Consider the following 15,692-nt stretch of genomic DNA (forward strand, 5'->3'; position numbering starts at 1 on the left):
GAAAAGGTGGCTGCACGCAGCCACCTGAGGTTCCGCTTACATCAGAACTTGTAGTTAACGCTGACGCCGAAGTTGACCGGTTCCCCTGCGCGGGCATACCAGTCACCGTTCATATTGAACGCGCGGGTGACGTAGGTTTCGTTGGTGACGTTTTTCACGTAGGCCGTGATGTCGTACTCGTTGGTGGTGTAACCCGCAAACAGGTTAAGCAGGCCGTAGGCCGACTGTTTTTTGGTGTTGGCATTATCGAAGTAGATGCTGCCGGTGACGTTATAGTCGGTGCGTACAAAGAAGCCGTTGGCGAAGTTGTAGTCCGCGCTGAAGCCGTAGTTATAGGCTGGCGCATTCGCCGGACGTTTGTCTTTGTAGTTGGTGGAAACGTAGGTGCCGGTGCCGTTATCGACTTCGGTCGGGAAGTCTTTAAATTTGGCATCGGTATAGCCCGCGTTCGCCGCCAGACGCAGTGCGTCGGTCGCCTGCCAGGTCAGGTCGGTTTCCACCCCACGGCTGACCGATTTGCCGCTGTTGGCGGTGTAGGAGTCAGGATAGAAGGTGACTTCGGTCTGCTGGTTTTTCATGTCGATCCAGAACAGTGAGGTGTTCCAGCGAACGCTGTGATCGAACCAGTCGGATTTCAGACCCACTTCATAGTTGGTGGTGTGTTCGGCATCGTAAGAGCGGGCCATGTTCGGGCCAAGGGTGTTAAAGCCGCCGCTCTTGTAGCCTTTGGAAATGCTGGCGTACAGCATCGCTTCCGGCGTGACGTACCAGTTCACTCCGGCCTTCGGCAGCCAGGCATCGAACGAACGATCGTTGTTGTCTTCGCCGTCGCCGGTCGGATAGCCCATCATGGTGCCGGTTGAGGTGTAGTGCAGGCGTTTTTTGTCGTAGTCGTAGCGCACGCCCGCCACCAGCTCGACGTTATCCAGCACGTAGTAGCCCGCATTACCAAACACCGCGTAGTTGTCGGTTTTGATCTGCGTGTTGCCCGACTGGAAGTAGTCGTAGGAGTTGTAGCGGTAGGCAATGGTGTTGTTATCGTCCTGGTGCAGGAAGTAGGTACCCAGTAGCCAGTTGAACGGCCCCTGATCGGTGGAGTTCAGGCGGAATTCCTGCGAGAAGTAGCGCGTTTCACGATCCATCAGCAGTTTGGCTTCGTCGACGTTGGTGAAGTCGAGATCCTCGTTGTCGATTTTTTTATCGTGGTTGTAGGCGCTGATCGAGGTGAAATCGATGGTATCCCACGAGTACACCGCCTTCATCTGCGCTTTCCATACGTCGACGTCGGCCTGGCCGCCGTAGTCAGACTTCACGTATTTACGGCCGCTTTTGATGTCGTTCCAGTTAACGAACGGCGAGTTGCCGTCGCGCTTGTTCTGCGATTCAAAGATGGAGATCACGTCCCAGTTGCCGTCCATCGGCTGCCAGCGCAGCTTCACGCGGCCGTAGAAATCGCGGATGCGGTCAACGTCTTTCGCGCCGTCGGATTCACGTTTGAAGTAGCCGTCGCCGTAAACATATTTCAGCGCGGTACGGTAGGACCAGTCTTCGCTGTCGCCGATTGCGCCACCTGCCAGCGCGTCGGCCTGGGTGCGGTTGTAGCTTCCGTAGGAAAGGCCGACTTTGTATTCCGGCACGGTGTCAGGATCTTTGGTGATGACGTTAAGCACGCCCGCTTCGGTGTTGCGACCGTAGAGCGTGGCCTGCGGCCCGCGCAGCACCTCGACCCGGTCAACATCCAGCAGTTCGGCGTCGAACAGCGCGCTGTATACGCCATCAACGAAGAAGCCTACGGCCTGTTCGCCTTCCATGCCCGGCGTCAGGCCGCGAATGGTGAAGAATCCCGCATCGGACGTGTTGCCCGCTTTGGTCATGTAGAAGTTCGGTATGTAGGTCGAAACGTCATAGATATTGTCGATTTTGCGTCGTTCAATATCAAAATCCGTCAGCGTATACATGCTGATTGGCGTTTGCTGTTCGCCTTTAGCCACTTTTTCTGCGGTGACGGTAATGGTGGGCAGTTCGCCCGGTTTAGTTTCGTTATCGGTTTTTTTGTCGGTTGACGCCGCACCTGCCATAAATGACGCGGCGCTTAATGCGACAAAGATAGTTTTGCGATGAAATCTCATCGTAATACTCCATGAGGTAAAGGCTTTTAAAAAACCTGAATCTGCTCACGGTACATTCCAGTGTAAATTATAATAATTATAGCGTTGCCAACTGCCTTGCAATAATAAACCCATTATCACCAGGGTAAATTCAGTCACGAAAAAATTTATTTATAGCCAACAAAAGATCACCGGCATTGCCGTGACCCACGATTGACTCTTTCGGTTACGCAGACTGCCCCACAGGCTCTGTAAGGGCTAATTTTACATAAAAATAACAAATTATTCTTATGTTATCTTTTTTAAGAATCTCTTACCGCAGGCTGTGAAAAAGCCTTCACAGCCTGAAATTTCGATCAACAACCTGATGTATAAAGGAGATTCCTTTACACTCCCTTATGCGGTTTTTGTTATATCATTACCAAAATTGACAAAACAACGACAATAACCGTTAGCATTCTTTATGTGTGATAAAGATCACACTTTCTTATGCAATAGATGTTTTATTTATTTTAATAACACTTTTTGCGTGGGTAAAAATAACAACAAAAGACGCGGAAATAATTCAACAAGTTAGCAGGAAATATTATTTCCAGCCTTAAGTGGTACGATGAGATATATCCTTTTATTCATTGCCGCCATTAGTCGTAATTACCTGACCGTTAATGTGGAAGTTTGAAGGAATTAATTTCCCAAGCGCTGAATCGAATCGGCACAGCGAATAATTCGTTGCTATTTTCTGCCTCAACGCCCGGCATAACAGCGAATAAAGATCCCGCCGTCTTCATTGCTGCCCCTCTGCGGGTCATGATGCCCGCCCGCCAGGCCAAATACGCTGGCTGCATAAGCAAAGCAGGCTTTGTCGTTTCTGCTGCCTGCCGTTAATCCCTATAGTCTGGGTTTTAGATCGGTTAACAACCCATGCCTCAATCTGCTGAACTTTTCTTAGAAACCGCCGGACCCCTTTCCGTTTATCTGTCCCAGCGTGCTGAACCGGCGATCGCCTGGCCGCAGCTGGATGGCGATACTGACGCTGATGTCGTGGTGATCGGCGGTGGCTTTACCGGCCTTTCCTGTGCGCTGAGCCTGGCGGAAAGCGGCGTACGCACGGTGCTGCTGGAAGCGCAGGAAATTGGCTGGGGCGCTTCCGGCCGTGCATGGGGACAGGTCGCTGCTGCCGCCAAGTTTATGCCCGCGCAAATAGAGAAGGATTTCCCGCCTGAAATCGCCGCACGTATTAACCGCGCGGCCGAAACCGCGCCGGACGTGGTGTTCAATCTGGTAAAACAGCACGACATCCGCTGCGACGCGGTGCGCAGCGGCAATCTTATCGCTGCGCATAACCCGGCGAAGGAACAGTGGGTGCGCACTACGGCGCAGGACCTTCAGCGACGCGGCTATCCGGTTCGCCTGCTGGATGCCGCTGAAACACAGCAGTTTACCGGCAGCCAGCGCTATCGCTGCGCGCTGCTGGATGAACGCGGCGGCGCGCTGAATCCTCTTGGCTACGCGCGCGGACTGGCGCGGGCCGCCGGGCAGGCAGGCGCAGAGATCTACACGCAGTCACCTTTTACTTCACTACAAAAGTCGGGCAGCGGCTGGCGTGTTGCCACCCCTCACGGCAGCGTGACGGCGGGCCAGGTGGTGTTTGCTACCGGTGCCTTTACCGGCGATCTGCTCGGCCAACACACTCAGCGTGAAATCATCCCGGTGCGAGCCTATCAGGCCGTCAGCCAGCCGCTGGCACCGGAGATACTCAGCCAGATCCTGCCCGGCGGCCAGCCGCTGAATGACACCCGCCGGATGTTTTCCGGGGTGCGCGTCTGGCCCGATGGCCGTCTGCACGTGGGTCTGGACGGCCCGCTGTTTCGCCACCACGCCGACGGCTGGCTTAACGGCGCGACCCAACGTCTGCAAATGATGTTCCCGCAGCTCACCACGCTGAACTGGGAAAATCACTGGGCGGGCTGGGTGGATATGACCGTCGATCACTATCCGCGACTGCACCGGCTGGCGCCCGGCGTGCTGGCCGCTTACGGCTTCAGCGGGCGCGGCGTCGCCATCGGTACGCTGATGGGGCGCGATCTGGCGGCGCTGGCGCGGGGTGAAGAGGAAGATCGGTTGGTGCATCCGCTGACCGACGTCCGGCCTCTTTGGTTCCATGCCGTCCACCGTCCGCTGGTCAGTTCCCTTACCGCTCGCTACCGGCTGGAGGATCGTCTGAACGATGCCCGCTACGGCCGCGAGCCTTCTTCACTTCATCCTTAACACCAGAGATTGCTATGTATCCGATTATTACCTACCACCGCGACGAGCAGCGCCGCGATATTTTCCGCAGCTGGCTCGATGGCCGACCGCAGCTTGATGAGGATCTGCTGATCGAGCGTGCCTTTTACTACAGCAAAAACGAGCAGCACGGCGTTTATTCCGGCTTTGCGAATCTGCGCGACTTTTCTCAGCAGATCGACGCTTTTGATGCCGATCTGTGGCTGATTGTTATCGGTGGGCAGCTGACGCTGCGGCTGAGCAACGGCGATGAGATTACCGCTAACGTCGAGGATAGTCTGGTGATCCCGCGCGGTGCGCAGTTTGCGCTGCGCAGCGAAGCGGGCACCCGGGTGTGGTTCAGCGCCTATCAGCCGGAGGCAATTGCTGACGGCCATAGCGATGCACCGCCGTTTTCGCTCGCTGCCGGTCCTGCCACTGCGCAGCCGTTCAAAGTGGACGCCGACGTGGAGTTGGGTCTCATCGACGGGCCTGCCGCCGATCTGATTAGCTCCGCCGAACGCCCGACGGTGCATCGCCGCGTGCTGTACCTCAGCGCCGACGGAAAATTCAGCGTGGGGATCTGGCAGGCAACGCCCTATACCCGTCGCCTGGCCGCCTTTGGCGACTACGAGTTGATGTATCCGGTGCAGGGAGAAATCGAGCTGAGCAACGCGCTGGGGGAATCCTTCGTCTACGGGCCGGGTCAGGGCGTGGCAGTCAACCGCGGCGTCAGCAATGCCTGGCACAGCACCGGGTTGGTTAAAAAAATCTATAGCAAAATCAGCGTTTAACTTTTTTATTACTTCACCAGGAGAACACCATCATGAACCGTCGCGAGCTTCTTACCGCCATGCCGCTGGCCTTTGCCGCCGCCAGCCTGCCGCTGATTGCCACCGCCGAATCCACCCCGCAGCCGCTGAACCCCGGCGACAGCACCTGGGATCGCATCCAGAAAACTAAAATCCTGCGCATTGGCGCACCGGTGATGGAGCCCTGGTACTTTAAAGACAGCAGCGGCTCGGACCTGCCGGGCGCGGTAGTCAGCAATGGCGTGACCTGGCGCGGCGTCGGCATCAGCTTTGCCAAAGCGGTGGCGGATGCGATGAACGTGCAGCTGGAGATTGTAGAAACCACCTGGGCAAACGCCGTGGCCGGGCTGCAAACCGGGCAGTTTGATACCTTCGTGCTGCTGGATGCCACCCCGGCCCGCGCGCTGTCGGTGAACTTTATCCCCACCCCGCTGCTGTGGTATCCGCTGGCGCTGCTGGCGAAGGACGATGCCAAAATTGAAAACTGGCAGCAGATCAACGACCCGAGCTTTACTATCGGCGTCGGCCTTGGCACCACCTGGGATGAGTTCATCACCAAGGAGGCACCGAAGGCCAACATCAGCCGCTTCCAGAGCAGTGCGGAAATTTTTGCTGCTTTCCAGGCCGGGCGCATTAACGCCGGGCTGATTTCCGCCGTGGCTGCCGACCTGGCGCGCGCGCGCATCGGCAGCGGTAAAACCCTGGTACCCGCACCGAAGGTTTATATTCCCGGCGGCATTGCGGTGCGCCAGGAGAACGACTCCCGCTGGCTGAACTACCTGAACACCTGTGCGGGCTACTTCTACTACACCGGCAAATCGCAGCAGTTCTATGAAACCTTCCTGAAGTTCCGCGGCATCGATCCGAAAAGCGTGATCCCGGTGCAGCGCGAATCCGCGTAATGCGATCCGTTTCCGGCGGGCGTTCAGCGCCCGCCTCCTTCGCCTGAAGTCACTGAGGACGTTATGCATTATCAATGGGACTTCTCCCAGGTTTTCCGGCTGCTGCCGCTGCTGCTGGAAGGGCTTGAGGGTACGCTGCTGTTAGTGGCCTGGTCACTGCTGGCCGCCATCCCCCTCGGCCTGCTGCTGGCGGTGCTGCGCCTGTCGCCGTCGGCGCTGCTCCGCGCTTTTGCCGGGCTTTACGTGGCCTTTTTCCGTTCGGCCCCGGCCATCGTACTGATTTACTGGTTTTTCTTTGCCGCGCCGATCCTGTTTGCCTTCAGCCCCGCGCCGCTGACCTCCGCCGTGCTGGCCATCAGCCTGCAGGCCGCCGCCTTCTTCTGTGAAGTGTTTCGTGCCGGGATTCAGGGCGTCGATCGCGGCCAGTGGGAAGCCGCCGCCGCGCTGAATATGCGTGGCTGGACGCGCTTTCGGCTGATTGTGCTGCCGCAGGCGCTGCGCCACGTGATGCCCGCGTTTATGAACCGGATGATCGATCTGATCAAAACCACCACTCTGGCGTCGGTGATCGGCTTCAGCGAGGTGGTGTATAACGCCGGGCGGATTTCGTCGCAAACCTTCCGCCCGCTGGAAACCTTCACCCTGCTCGGGGGGCTGTTCTTCGTCCTGCTGGCGATGATCGGCCTGGCGGCACGCGGGCTTGAACGACGCTGGCAGCAGGAGGTGCGCCGATGAACTACAGCCTGAATTTTCATTTCCTGCTCAACTACCGCGCGGTGCTGTGGGAAGGGTTACTCAACACCGTACAGCTGTCGCTGGCGATTATGGTCAGCGGTTTCCTGCTCGGCACCCTGCTGGCGCTGCTGCGCCTTTCACCGCGCCCGCTTGTGCGCGCAGTGGGGCAGATCTACGTTAATCTGCTGCGCAATCTGCCCGCGCTGATCGTGCTGTTCTGGTTCTTCTACGCCCTGCCGCTGTACACCGGGATGCAGGTAAGCCGCTTTCTGACCGCCTGGCTGGCGTTCAGCCTGTATACCGCCGCCTACTTTTGCGAGATTTTACGCGGCAGCCTGCAAAAACTGCCTGCCGGGCAGTGGGAAGCCGCCAGTATGCTGGGCTTTTCCCGCCGCCGGGCGTTTGCGGTGCTGATGCTGCCGCAGGCGCTGCGCCACAGCCTGCCCGCGCTGGTTAACGAGGTGATTGAGATCGTCAAAATCAGCGCGGTAGCGGCGACTATCGCCTTCCCTGAGCTGCTGAGCCAGGCGCGGATGATCAGCGACAGCGAATATCGCCCGGTGGAAACCTACACCGCCGTAGCGGGCATCATTATGGTGTTTATCCTGCTGTTAAGCGCGCTGGCGTGGCTGATTGAGGCCCGCTATGCCCCCGCCAAATCGAGGTCGTTATGATTGAGTTACGCAATATCCAAAAATCGTTCGGCGGGCAGCCGGTGCTGCGCGGCATCGATCTGCGCATTGAAAAGGGTGAAGTGGTGGTGATCCTCGGGGCCAGCGGCTCCGGGAAAAGTACCCTGCTGCGCTGCATGAATCTGCTGGAAACACCCGATCGCGGCGAGATTGTCCTCAACGGCCAGCCGCTGGGTAAACCCGCACGCGACGGTGCGCGGCGCTACGACGACCGCGATTTGCAGGCGCTGCGCGAGAAAACCGGTATGGTATTCCAGCAGTTTAACCTGTTTCCGCACCTGACCGTGGAGCGCAATATCACCGTGGCGCAGACCCATATTCTGCGCCGCAGCGCCAGCGAGGCGAAAAGCATCGCCGAACACTATCTTGCCAAGGTCGGACTGGCGGATAAAGCTACGTCGCTGCCTACCCAGCTCTCTGGCGGGCAGCAGCAGCGCGTGGCGATTGCGCGGGCGCTGGCGATGAAGCCGGAGCTGATACTGTTTGACGAGGCGACCTCGGCGCTGGACCCGGAACTGGTCGGCGAGGTGCTGAACACCATCAAGGCGTTGCGCGATGAGGGCATGACCATGGCGATTGTGACCCACGAGCTGGGTTTTGCGTGGCACGTTGCCGACCGCATCGTCTTTCTGCGCGACGGCAAGATCTACGAGCAGGGCACGCCGGATGAGATCCTGCTGCGCCCTTCTCTGCCGCATACCCAGCGCTTTCTCGCCAGCCACACCACCTTCACGCTGCCGACGGCATGAGTACGGACTGCATCGTAATGGGTTCCGGGGTGATTGGCTGCGCCACCGCACTCCGGCTTCAGCGTGAGGGGCATTCGGTGCTGCTGCTGGATGCCAGTCGCCCCGGCGCGGGTGCCTCATTTGGCAGTGCGGGGATGGTCGGGCCGAATTCGGTGGTGCCCATGGCGACGCCCGGCTTCTGGCGACAGCTGCCCGCCCTGCTGTTCGGCGACAGGAAGAGCGTGATCGTCCGGCCACACGCGCTACCCACCGCCCTGCACTGGCTGCGGCTTAGCCTGACGATGGCCAACGAGGCGCAGCTTCTGCGCAGCCGCGATGGGCTGCACAGGCTGCATCATCAGGCCATTGAGGGCTGGCGTGAGCTGCTGGGTGAAGAGGCCTGGACGCCGCTGTTTCGCCCCGGCAGCACCGTTTCCCGCCATGAATCCACTCGCGCAGAGGCAGTGATGGCTTCGCTGGCCACCCGGCTGCGGGAGCAGATTGGCGTACCGACACGCCTTATCTCCCCTGCAACTATTGCCCGCTGTTTCCCGGAGATCGCGGCCGAAAGAGCCATTTTTACCGCCGTTGACCACACCGCCGCCGTGCGCGATCCGGCCGCACTGCTGGAGACGCTACGGCAAAATTTTATCGCCGCCGGAGGCCGCTGGCAGCGCTACCGCGCCGAGCGGCTGGCGGTCAGCGAGGGACGTATCCGCAGCCTGACCGGCGACGGAGGCAGGCTGCACGCGGACCACTACATTCTGGCTGCGGGCCACGCTTCCACCGCTCTGCTCCCCACCAGCAGTCTGCATATTCCGCTGATCGCCGAGCGCGGCTATCACATTATGCTGGAACGCAGCCGCCCGCTGTTTGCCGACTCGCCGCAGGACGGTTTCACACCCTGCGTACTGCACGATGCCAGCCATAAGTGCGTGATAACGGAAATGTCCGGCGGCATTCGGGTCAGCGGCTTTGCTGAATACGCCCATCCGGGCAGCCCCGCCCGCCGAGACTGCTATGACCGGCTGGAGCGCTACTTTCGCCAGCGCTTTCCGCGCTATCCCCGGGTACGCCTGTCGCAGTGGTACGGGCATCGCCCGTCAACGCCGGACTCGCTGCCTTATATCGATCGCCATCCCGCCGCCGTGAACCTGATTTGCGCCTTCGGACACGGCCATTACGGCATGTCCGGCGCGCCAGCGACCGCGCGATGGGTGAGCGATCTGATCGCCAGTGCTGATGATTCTGCCGCGCGGTCGCCGTTCAGCCTGCGCCGCTTTACCGACGAATAAAAGGAGCGCCCGATGAGCATTACTCTCTCTTTTGAACAGCTGCATGAACGTATACAGGCGGTACTGGCCGCCGCAGGTATTCCTTCCACCATCGCCGGGATACTGGCTCAGCGTATTGCCATTGCCGAGCGCGACGGCACGCTGAGCCACGGCCTGATGCGCCTGCCGGACTATCTGGCCTCGATACGGGCGGGATGGATTACGGCCGATGCACAGCCGGTGATTGACGCGCAGCCGTCGCCGTTTGTGCAGGCGGACGGCGGCAATGGCTTTACCCAGGCAGCCGCACAGCTGGCGCAGCGGGCAGTGCTCGAACGGCTGTCCCGTTACGGTATCGCTCTGTTAAGCATTCGCAACGCCCACCATATCGGCGCGCTGTGGACCGATATTGAGGAGTATGCCGAACGCGGCTATGTTGCACTAAACTTTGTCAATTCGCGCCCGCGCCTGGCGGTGTACGGTTCACCGGGGCCGCTGGTCGGTACCAATGCTATGGCCTTTGCCTTCCCCGATGGTAAAGGCGGCGTGCTGGGCTGGGATCAGGCCTCCAGCACGATGTCGCTGGGCGAGGTCAAGCAGCATGCACTGCGCGGCGTGCCGCTGCCGGAAGGCACGGGGCTGGATCAATCCGGCCAGCCAACCACCGATCCGGCGGCGGTGCTGCACGGCGGCACGCTGCTGCCGTACGGCGGCCATAAGGGTTCCGGCATTGCGCTGATGGTGGAAGTGATGGCCGCCGCGCTGACCGGCGGTCGCTTCGGCTTTGAGGATCGCTCAGCGCAGTATCCCGGCGCGGCCAGTTCCAACGCCGGGCAGACGATTATCGTTATCGATCCGGCGTTCAGCACCGCCACGCCTTTTGCCGAGCGCATCGCCAGCCTGGTGACGCATCTACACGGCGATGCCGATCTGCGCCTGCCGGGCGAGCGCCGCCGCCAGCAGCGGCAGCTAACCGAACAGCAAGGCTTTACTGTGGCGGGTGAAACGGCGGTGCTGCTGGGTGTGGCTTCGCGTTGAGGGCATACCCGACGCTATCGGGCGTGCCAAAACACTGAAGGTTTGACTGCTGCGCTGTTGAGTGTTGCTTTGCGCAAAGCGTAAAACAACGTTGCTGTCGGGTATCGCTTTGCGCTGAGCGGCGTATATTTTAACTTTTGCAATGGAGGATGTTATGAGTCAATTATTCAGCCCTGCCCATATCGGCCAGCTGGCGCTGGACAACCGCATCGTGATTGCGCCGATGTGCCAGTATTCTGCCGATAACGGCCATGCCACCGCCTGGCACCGCATTCATCTCGGCCATTTAGCGCTTTCCGGGGCCGGGCTGCTGATTCTGGAGGCCACCGCCGTTGAACCCGCAGGCCGCATCTCTCCCGCCGATTTAGGACTGTGGGATGATTCAACCGAGGCGGCACTGGCCGAGGTGGTGCGCGATATCCGCACGTATTCGCCGATTCGGCTCGGCATCCAACTGGGCCACGCCGGGCGTAAAGCCTCCTGCGCCGCACCGTGGAACGGCGGCCACCAGCTGAGTCAGGAACAGGGAGGATGGCAAACCGTTGCGCCGTCGGCGGCCCGCTTTGCCGAGGGCGATGCACCTCCGCATGCGCTGAGTAAAGAAGAACTTGGCGAACTCAAGCAGGCGTTTGTGCACAGCGCCGAGCGCGCGGTGCGGCTGGGCTTCGAGCTGATTGAGCTGCACGCGGCGCACGGCTATCTGCTGCACCAGTTCCTCTCGCCGCTCAGCAACCAGCGCGAAGATGAGTACGGAGGATCGCTGGAAAATCGCCTGCGCTTCCCGCTTGAGGTATTCCGTGCGGTGCGCGAGGCCGTTCCGGCATCCGTGGCGGTGGGTGCGCGGCTGTCGGCCACCGACTGGGTGGCCGGCGGCTGGGATGTGCAGCAGTCGATTGTGTTCAGCCGTGAACTGGAAGCGCTGCGCTGCGACTACCTGCATATTTCCAGCGGCGGGCTGTCCACCGCTCAGGCGATTACCGTACGGGATGGCTATCAGCTGCCGTTTGCGCGCGATATTCGCCAGCAGGTCACTATTCCGGTGATTGGCGTCGGGCTGATCACCGACCCGCATCAGGCCGAAGCCGCGCTGACCGATGGCGATGCCGACCTGATCGCGCTGGGGCGCGGTATTCTCTATAACCCGCGCTGGCCGTGGCATGCCGCCGCCGCGCTCAAAGGCGAGGTCAGCGTTCCGCCGCAGTATCTGCGTTCGGAGCCGCACGGGGTTAAGGGCACGTTTAAAAGCGGTTCGTGAGCAATCAAAGCAGATGTTTCGGCATCTGCTTTTTATCTTATCGCCGGGGAAAATATCAGCCCGGCGTTCAATTTAATTGATCAGGTTATTAGCTTTTAAATACTGATTAAAGACCGGATCGATGCCAAACAGGCCATATTCTTTTAGCTTTTCCAGATCGAGAATTTCCAGCCTGGAGGAAGGAACCTGTAGCATCGCATCCATCAGGTAGCCCGGCACGCGCATTTCACTCAGATAGGCTCTGATCGACTTTTCGGTATCCGCATAAAGTTGTTCTTCACGATCGTAGTCCGCACCGGGTTTTTGCGAACTCAGGCTGTAAAAGGAGTGGATGCCGATTTCTCCTACCGCAAAGCGGCCCACGCCCCCCGCCAGCAGCAGCACGCAGGAAGAATAGCAGTGCGCATTCATCGGCACCAGCACCTGGATTTTGTTTTTCCGCAGCAGTCGGCCGATGCGCATTGCCTCTTCCACATCGCCGCCGTTGGACTGGATCTGGATCATGCCGGTTCGCGTTGAGGGGTCTATTTTCGCCAGCTTTTCGATCCGGCTCGCTATCTTATCCGCATCGCCCTTCACGATGTCACCTTCGTACACATCCATCAGGCACATACCGTAGCCCATTAGTGGGCAAAACGATCCCGGCTTCTGGAACTCCCAGTTACTCAGGGTTAAGGCAGAGGAATTGCATGAGACTAAAAACAACAGCGAAATAAAAAACTTCTTCATTTTGGATTACACCACTGAATTTGCAGGGATTTCCAAACCGCTTTGAGGCCGATAAGAGTAAAGGATTTTCACACCCCTCGCCAGTCGCCCTTCTTCCTACGTTTTGCTCATGCATAAAGGACGGGGCTATCAGCGTTAACTGATAGCCCCGTAAGCAGTGCTTTTGGATACCGTCACAACCTGCGTGAACCCCGTTAGCGGGGGAATCATTCCCCCGCGCGGGTCGCTACTTACCGGATTCGTAAGCCATGAATAATGCAGCAACCTCCCGATCTGCCTCCTTCCAGCGCAATTCGCAGAGCGTTTCGCGCGTCAGCCAGGTAAATATTAACAGTGTGATGCAGATAATTAGCAAACACACGATAATAACAGCGGGTGGCAATCTCATAGCCGTTCTCCTTGTCTTTCGACGGGTAAGAGGCTACATTCACGTTGTTGGGACGATCAGTAGGCCTCGTTGGTGATTGAAAAATTACCTTCGGGGCTTTCTGCTTTTTGTCTCCGACGCATTTGCATGAGACCAGACAAAAAGCCTCAAGCACCGTGGTGAAGTATGCTGTGTTTTAAGACAGGAGTGTATTAGTAGATTATTGTATTTTCTTGTGAATTTCTTTCCGCATGAGCTGATAGTCCCCAGGTTAGTTGGCTACCCATTGATTACTGAAACCTGTCTTTTTACCCATATTTCGTCTTTGACACTTCTCAAAACCCACACTCTTCACCGGGTCACCTGAAAGCGGCCGTTCACTCACTTTCTCACCTGAAACTCGGCATTAATAATCGTTTGCATCATCAATTGTTATGTTATAACGTTTCATGATGTAAATTTTTGTATGCCTTTATGGCTTTTCGCCAGGGATAAAATCAGGAGAGTGATGTGATGAAGAAGTCCCGCCTGCCCGCGTTAACGCTGGTGATGGCATCCATGCTGTCGCTGTTTGCTACCGCGCAGGCAAACGCCAAAATCAATGTGATCGCCAGTTTTTCAATTATTGGCGATATGGCGCACAGCATTGGTGAAGACCGCATTACGCTGCGCACGATTGTTGGACCAAACGGCGATGCGCACGTCTATGAACCGTCGCCAGCTGACGCTATCGCGATGGCAAAAGCCGATGTGATCCTGATTAACGGCCTGAAGCTGGAAGGCTTTATGACCCGGCTGATCCGCTCCAGCGAGAGCATCGCGCCGGTTATTGAAACCACCAAAGACGCCACAATCCTGCGCGATCCGGCAGGTGGGCACTATCACTTCAACAACGGCAAAGCGGTGTTTCACGCCGCCCCGTTCGATCCGCACGCCTGGCAGTCCGTCGCCAATGCGAAAATTTACGTGAAGAATATTACCGAGGCGTTCTGCGCGGCGGATAAGGATAACTGCGCGTTTTATCAGCAGAACGCCGATCGCTATACGGAAAAACTGAGCGTGCTGAACAGCAAAATCACTGCTGCAATTCAGCAGGTGCCGCCGGAGAAGCGCACCGTGGTCGTCGGGCATCATGCCTTCCGCTATTTCGAAGAGGCTTACGGCATCCATTTCCTTTCGCCGCAGGGCGTATCCACGGAGTCTGAAGCCTCGGCGGCGGACGTAGCCGGAATTTTACGGGAGATAAAAACTCACCGCGCCTCCGCCATTTTCGCTGAGAACATTTCTAATCCGCGGCTGGTACAGCAGATCGCCAGTGAAGCCGGGCTGCACGTTGCCGGTACGCTTTACTCCGATGCACTTTCCTCCGCCGACGGCCCTGCCGCTACCTATCTCGCCATGATGGAACACAACGCCACAACGCTTGCGGCCGCCGCCATCGGGAAACAGTAACCGACTCAATATTCTGGGAAATAGTTAAAGATGGAGATAAGCATGAAAAAACGCATTTTATCAGCGGCGATTTCCGCGCTGCTGCTGGGTGTCGCGGCGGGTTCCGCACAGGCTGAAGACGACGTTAACGCCTGGCGGCTGTTTGTCGCCGATCACGATAAGCCGGTGATTAATGTGATTGATGCGCTGGACGGCGATAAGCTGGCGACCTTTAACGTCAAGGGCCCGGCCAGCCTGTCGCGCACTGAGAGCGGCGCGGTAGTATTTGCGATTCAGGGCAGCGCCAACGTAGTGTCGGCGATTTCTTCCGGCATTGCCTTCCACGATCACGGCGATCATGCCGATATCGACATCGACGATGCAAAACTGCTGAAAGTTGAGCTGGGCGGCAAAAAGCCCGGCCACTTCGTGGAACGTCAGGGCAAGGTTGCGCAGTGGTTTGACGGTGAAAACAGTGCGCAGCTGCTGACCGAGCATGCGGTACTGGCGGGTAAAAATGATGCGGCCAAAGTGAGTGTTGTGGCCGCGCATCACGGCGTAGCGGTGCCGTATGATGGCTATGCGGTGGTTTCTATTCCGAATCCTGAAGATGCTACTAAGCGCCCAGTCGGCGCGCGGGTGGTCGATCTGAAAGGGAATAAAGTCGGCGAAGATGCCGCCTGCCCGGGACTGCACGGTTCTGCCGGTTCGGGCAATATCTATGCCCTCTCCTGCGCTACCGGCCTGCTGCTTATCACGCAAAATGACGATGCGCCGGTGATTAAGCATCTGCCTTACGCAAAATCACTGCCGGAAGGCAGCACCTCCACGCTGATTGGCGGCAAGGGCATGCAGTACTTTATCGGCAACTACGGTCCGGACCGCCTGGTGCTGATTGACCCGACCGAAGCGGACAGCTTCCGTCTGATCCAGCTGCCAACCCGCCGCGTGCATTTTGCCGTTGATCCGGTTCGGCCGAAATTCGCTTACGTGTTTACTGAAGACGGCAAGCTGAATCAGATTGATGTGCTGAAAGGGCAAATTACCCAGTCGGTGAAGGTCACCGAGCCCTACTCAATGGACGGCCACTGGAACGATCCGCGCCCGCGCATTGCCGTGGCGGACAGCAAAATCTTCGTGACCGATCCGCTGAAAAGCAAAATCCACGTGCTGGATGCGGTGGCGTTTAAAGAAACCGGCGAGATCGCGGTGGCTGGCCAGCCGTTTAATATCGTAGCGGTGGGCGGCTCGGGCAAGGTTCACGGCGGCGGGCACGCTCACGATGAACACGGTCACAGCCATGAGCACGCGCATTAACAGGTAAAAGCTCCGCCGCCGGATCAGGCCCCGGCGGCG

General features: G+C 58.3%; 14 protein-coding genes. 11 read left to right on the forward strand and 3 right to left on the reverse strand.

The genetic code is table 11. The annotated features are described in order from the left end of the window. Positions 1-41 precede the first annotated feature (41 nt). A complete protein-coding gene (locus OMR58_RS11585; RefSeq protein WP_264545982.1) occupies positions 42-2,129 on the reverse strand; it encodes a TonB-dependent receptor in 2,088 nt (695 codons plus the stop codon). A gap of 900 nt (positions 2,130-3,029) precedes the next feature. On the opposite strand from OMR58_RS11585, the gene OMR58_RS11590 reads away from it, so the two are divergent. From OMR58_RS11590 to OMR58_RS11630, 9 genes are all read left to right on the forward strand, one after another. Next, a complete protein-coding gene (locus OMR58_RS11590) occupies positions 3,030-4,376 on the forward strand; it encodes an NAD(P)/FAD-dependent oxidoreductase (protein WP_264545983.1) in 1,347 nt (448 codons plus the stop codon). Positions 4,377-4,390: 14 nt separating this feature from the next. Beyond that, entirely contained in the window at positions 4,391-5,167 is a 777-nt protein-coding gene (locus tag OMR58_RS11595; RefSeq protein ID WP_264545984.1) for a cupin domain-containing protein, read from the forward strand. Between the two features lie 32 nt (positions 5,168-5,199). Continuing rightward, a complete protein-coding gene (locus OMR58_RS11600) occupies positions 5,200-6,087 on the forward strand; it encodes a transporter substrate-binding domain-containing protein (RefSeq protein ID WP_200546613.1) in 888 nt (295 codons plus the stop codon). A 63-nt stretch (positions 6,088-6,150) separates the two neighbouring features. Then, a complete protein-coding gene (locus OMR58_RS11605) occupies positions 6,151-6,822 on the forward strand; it encodes an amino acid ABC transporter permease (protein WP_264545985.1) in 672 nt (223 codons plus the stop codon). Beyond that, positions 6,819-7,496, forward strand: coding sequence for an amino acid ABC transporter permease (locus OMR58_RS11610; RefSeq protein WP_105592664.1), 678 nt, complete (start codon positions 6,819-6,821; stop codon positions 7,494-7,496). The genes OMR58_RS11605 and OMR58_RS11610 overlap by 4 nt, the downstream gene beginning before the upstream one ends. After that, positions 7,493-8,263, forward strand: coding sequence for an amino acid ABC transporter ATP-binding protein (locus OMR58_RS11615; protein ID WP_264545986.1), 771 nt, complete (start codon positions 7,493-7,495; stop codon positions 8,261-8,263). Before OMR58_RS11610 ends, OMR58_RS11615 begins: the two co-directional genes overlap by 4 nt. After that, positions 8,260-9,537, forward strand: coding sequence for an NAD(P)/FAD-dependent oxidoreductase (locus OMR58_RS11620; protein WP_264545987.1), 1,278 nt, complete (start codon positions 8,260-8,262; stop codon positions 9,535-9,537). Before OMR58_RS11615 ends, OMR58_RS11620 begins: the two co-directional genes overlap by 4 nt. 12 nt (positions 9,538-9,549) lie before the next feature. Next, positions 9,550-10,554, forward strand: a complete 1,005-nt coding sequence (locus OMR58_RS11625) for an Ldh family oxidoreductase (RefSeq protein ID WP_264545988.1) — start codon at positions 9,550-9,552, stop codon at positions 10,552-10,554. Between the two features lie 154 nt (positions 10,555-10,708). Next, on the forward strand, positions 10,709-11,809 hold the full coding sequence (locus tag OMR58_RS11630) for an NADH:flavin oxidoreductase/NADH oxidase (RefSeq protein WP_264545989.1): 1,101 nt from the start codon (positions 10,709-10,711) through the stop codon (positions 11,807-11,809). A 72-nt stretch (positions 11,810-11,881) separates the two neighbouring features. Here OMR58_RS11630 and OMR58_RS11635 read toward each other — a convergent pair whose 3' ends face one another. Both OMR58_RS11635 and OMR58_RS11640 read right to left on the reverse strand, forming a co-directional pair. Then, positions 11,882-12,538, reverse strand: coding sequence for a hypothetical protein (locus OMR58_RS11635; RefSeq protein ID WP_264545990.1), 657 nt, complete (start codon positions 12,536-12,538; stop codon positions 11,882-11,884). Between the two features lie 226 nt (positions 12,539-12,764). Then, positions 12,765-12,926, reverse strand: a complete 162-nt coding sequence (locus tag OMR58_RS11640; protein WP_200560719.1) for a type I toxin-antitoxin system Hok family toxin — start codon at positions 12,924-12,926, stop codon at positions 12,765-12,767. Positions 12,927-13,418: 492 nt separating this feature from the next. On the opposite strand from OMR58_RS11640, the gene aztC reads away from it, so the two are divergent. Then, positions 13,419-14,357: a zinc ABC transporter substrate-binding protein AztC gene (aztC, locus tag OMR58_RS11645; protein WP_264546054.1), complete on the forward strand. Its 939-nt coding sequence runs from the start codon at positions 13,419-13,421 to the stop codon at positions 14,355-14,357. Between the two features lie 42 nt (positions 14,358-14,399). Next, the gene (aztD, locus tag OMR58_RS11650) at positions 14,400-15,653 is read left to right on the forward strand and encodes a zinc metallochaperone AztD (protein WP_264545991.1); all 1,254 of its coding nucleotides are present in this window, start codon (positions 14,400-14,402) and stop codon (positions 15,651-15,653) included. Positions 15,654-15,692: the final 39 nt, after the last annotated feature.

The sequence above is a fragment of the Erwinia sp. INIA01 genome (genome assembly GCF_025947915.1).
GTDB classification, from domain to species: Bacteria; Pseudomonadota; Gammaproteobacteria; order Enterobacterales; family Enterobacteriaceae; genus Erwinia; species Erwinia coffeiphila.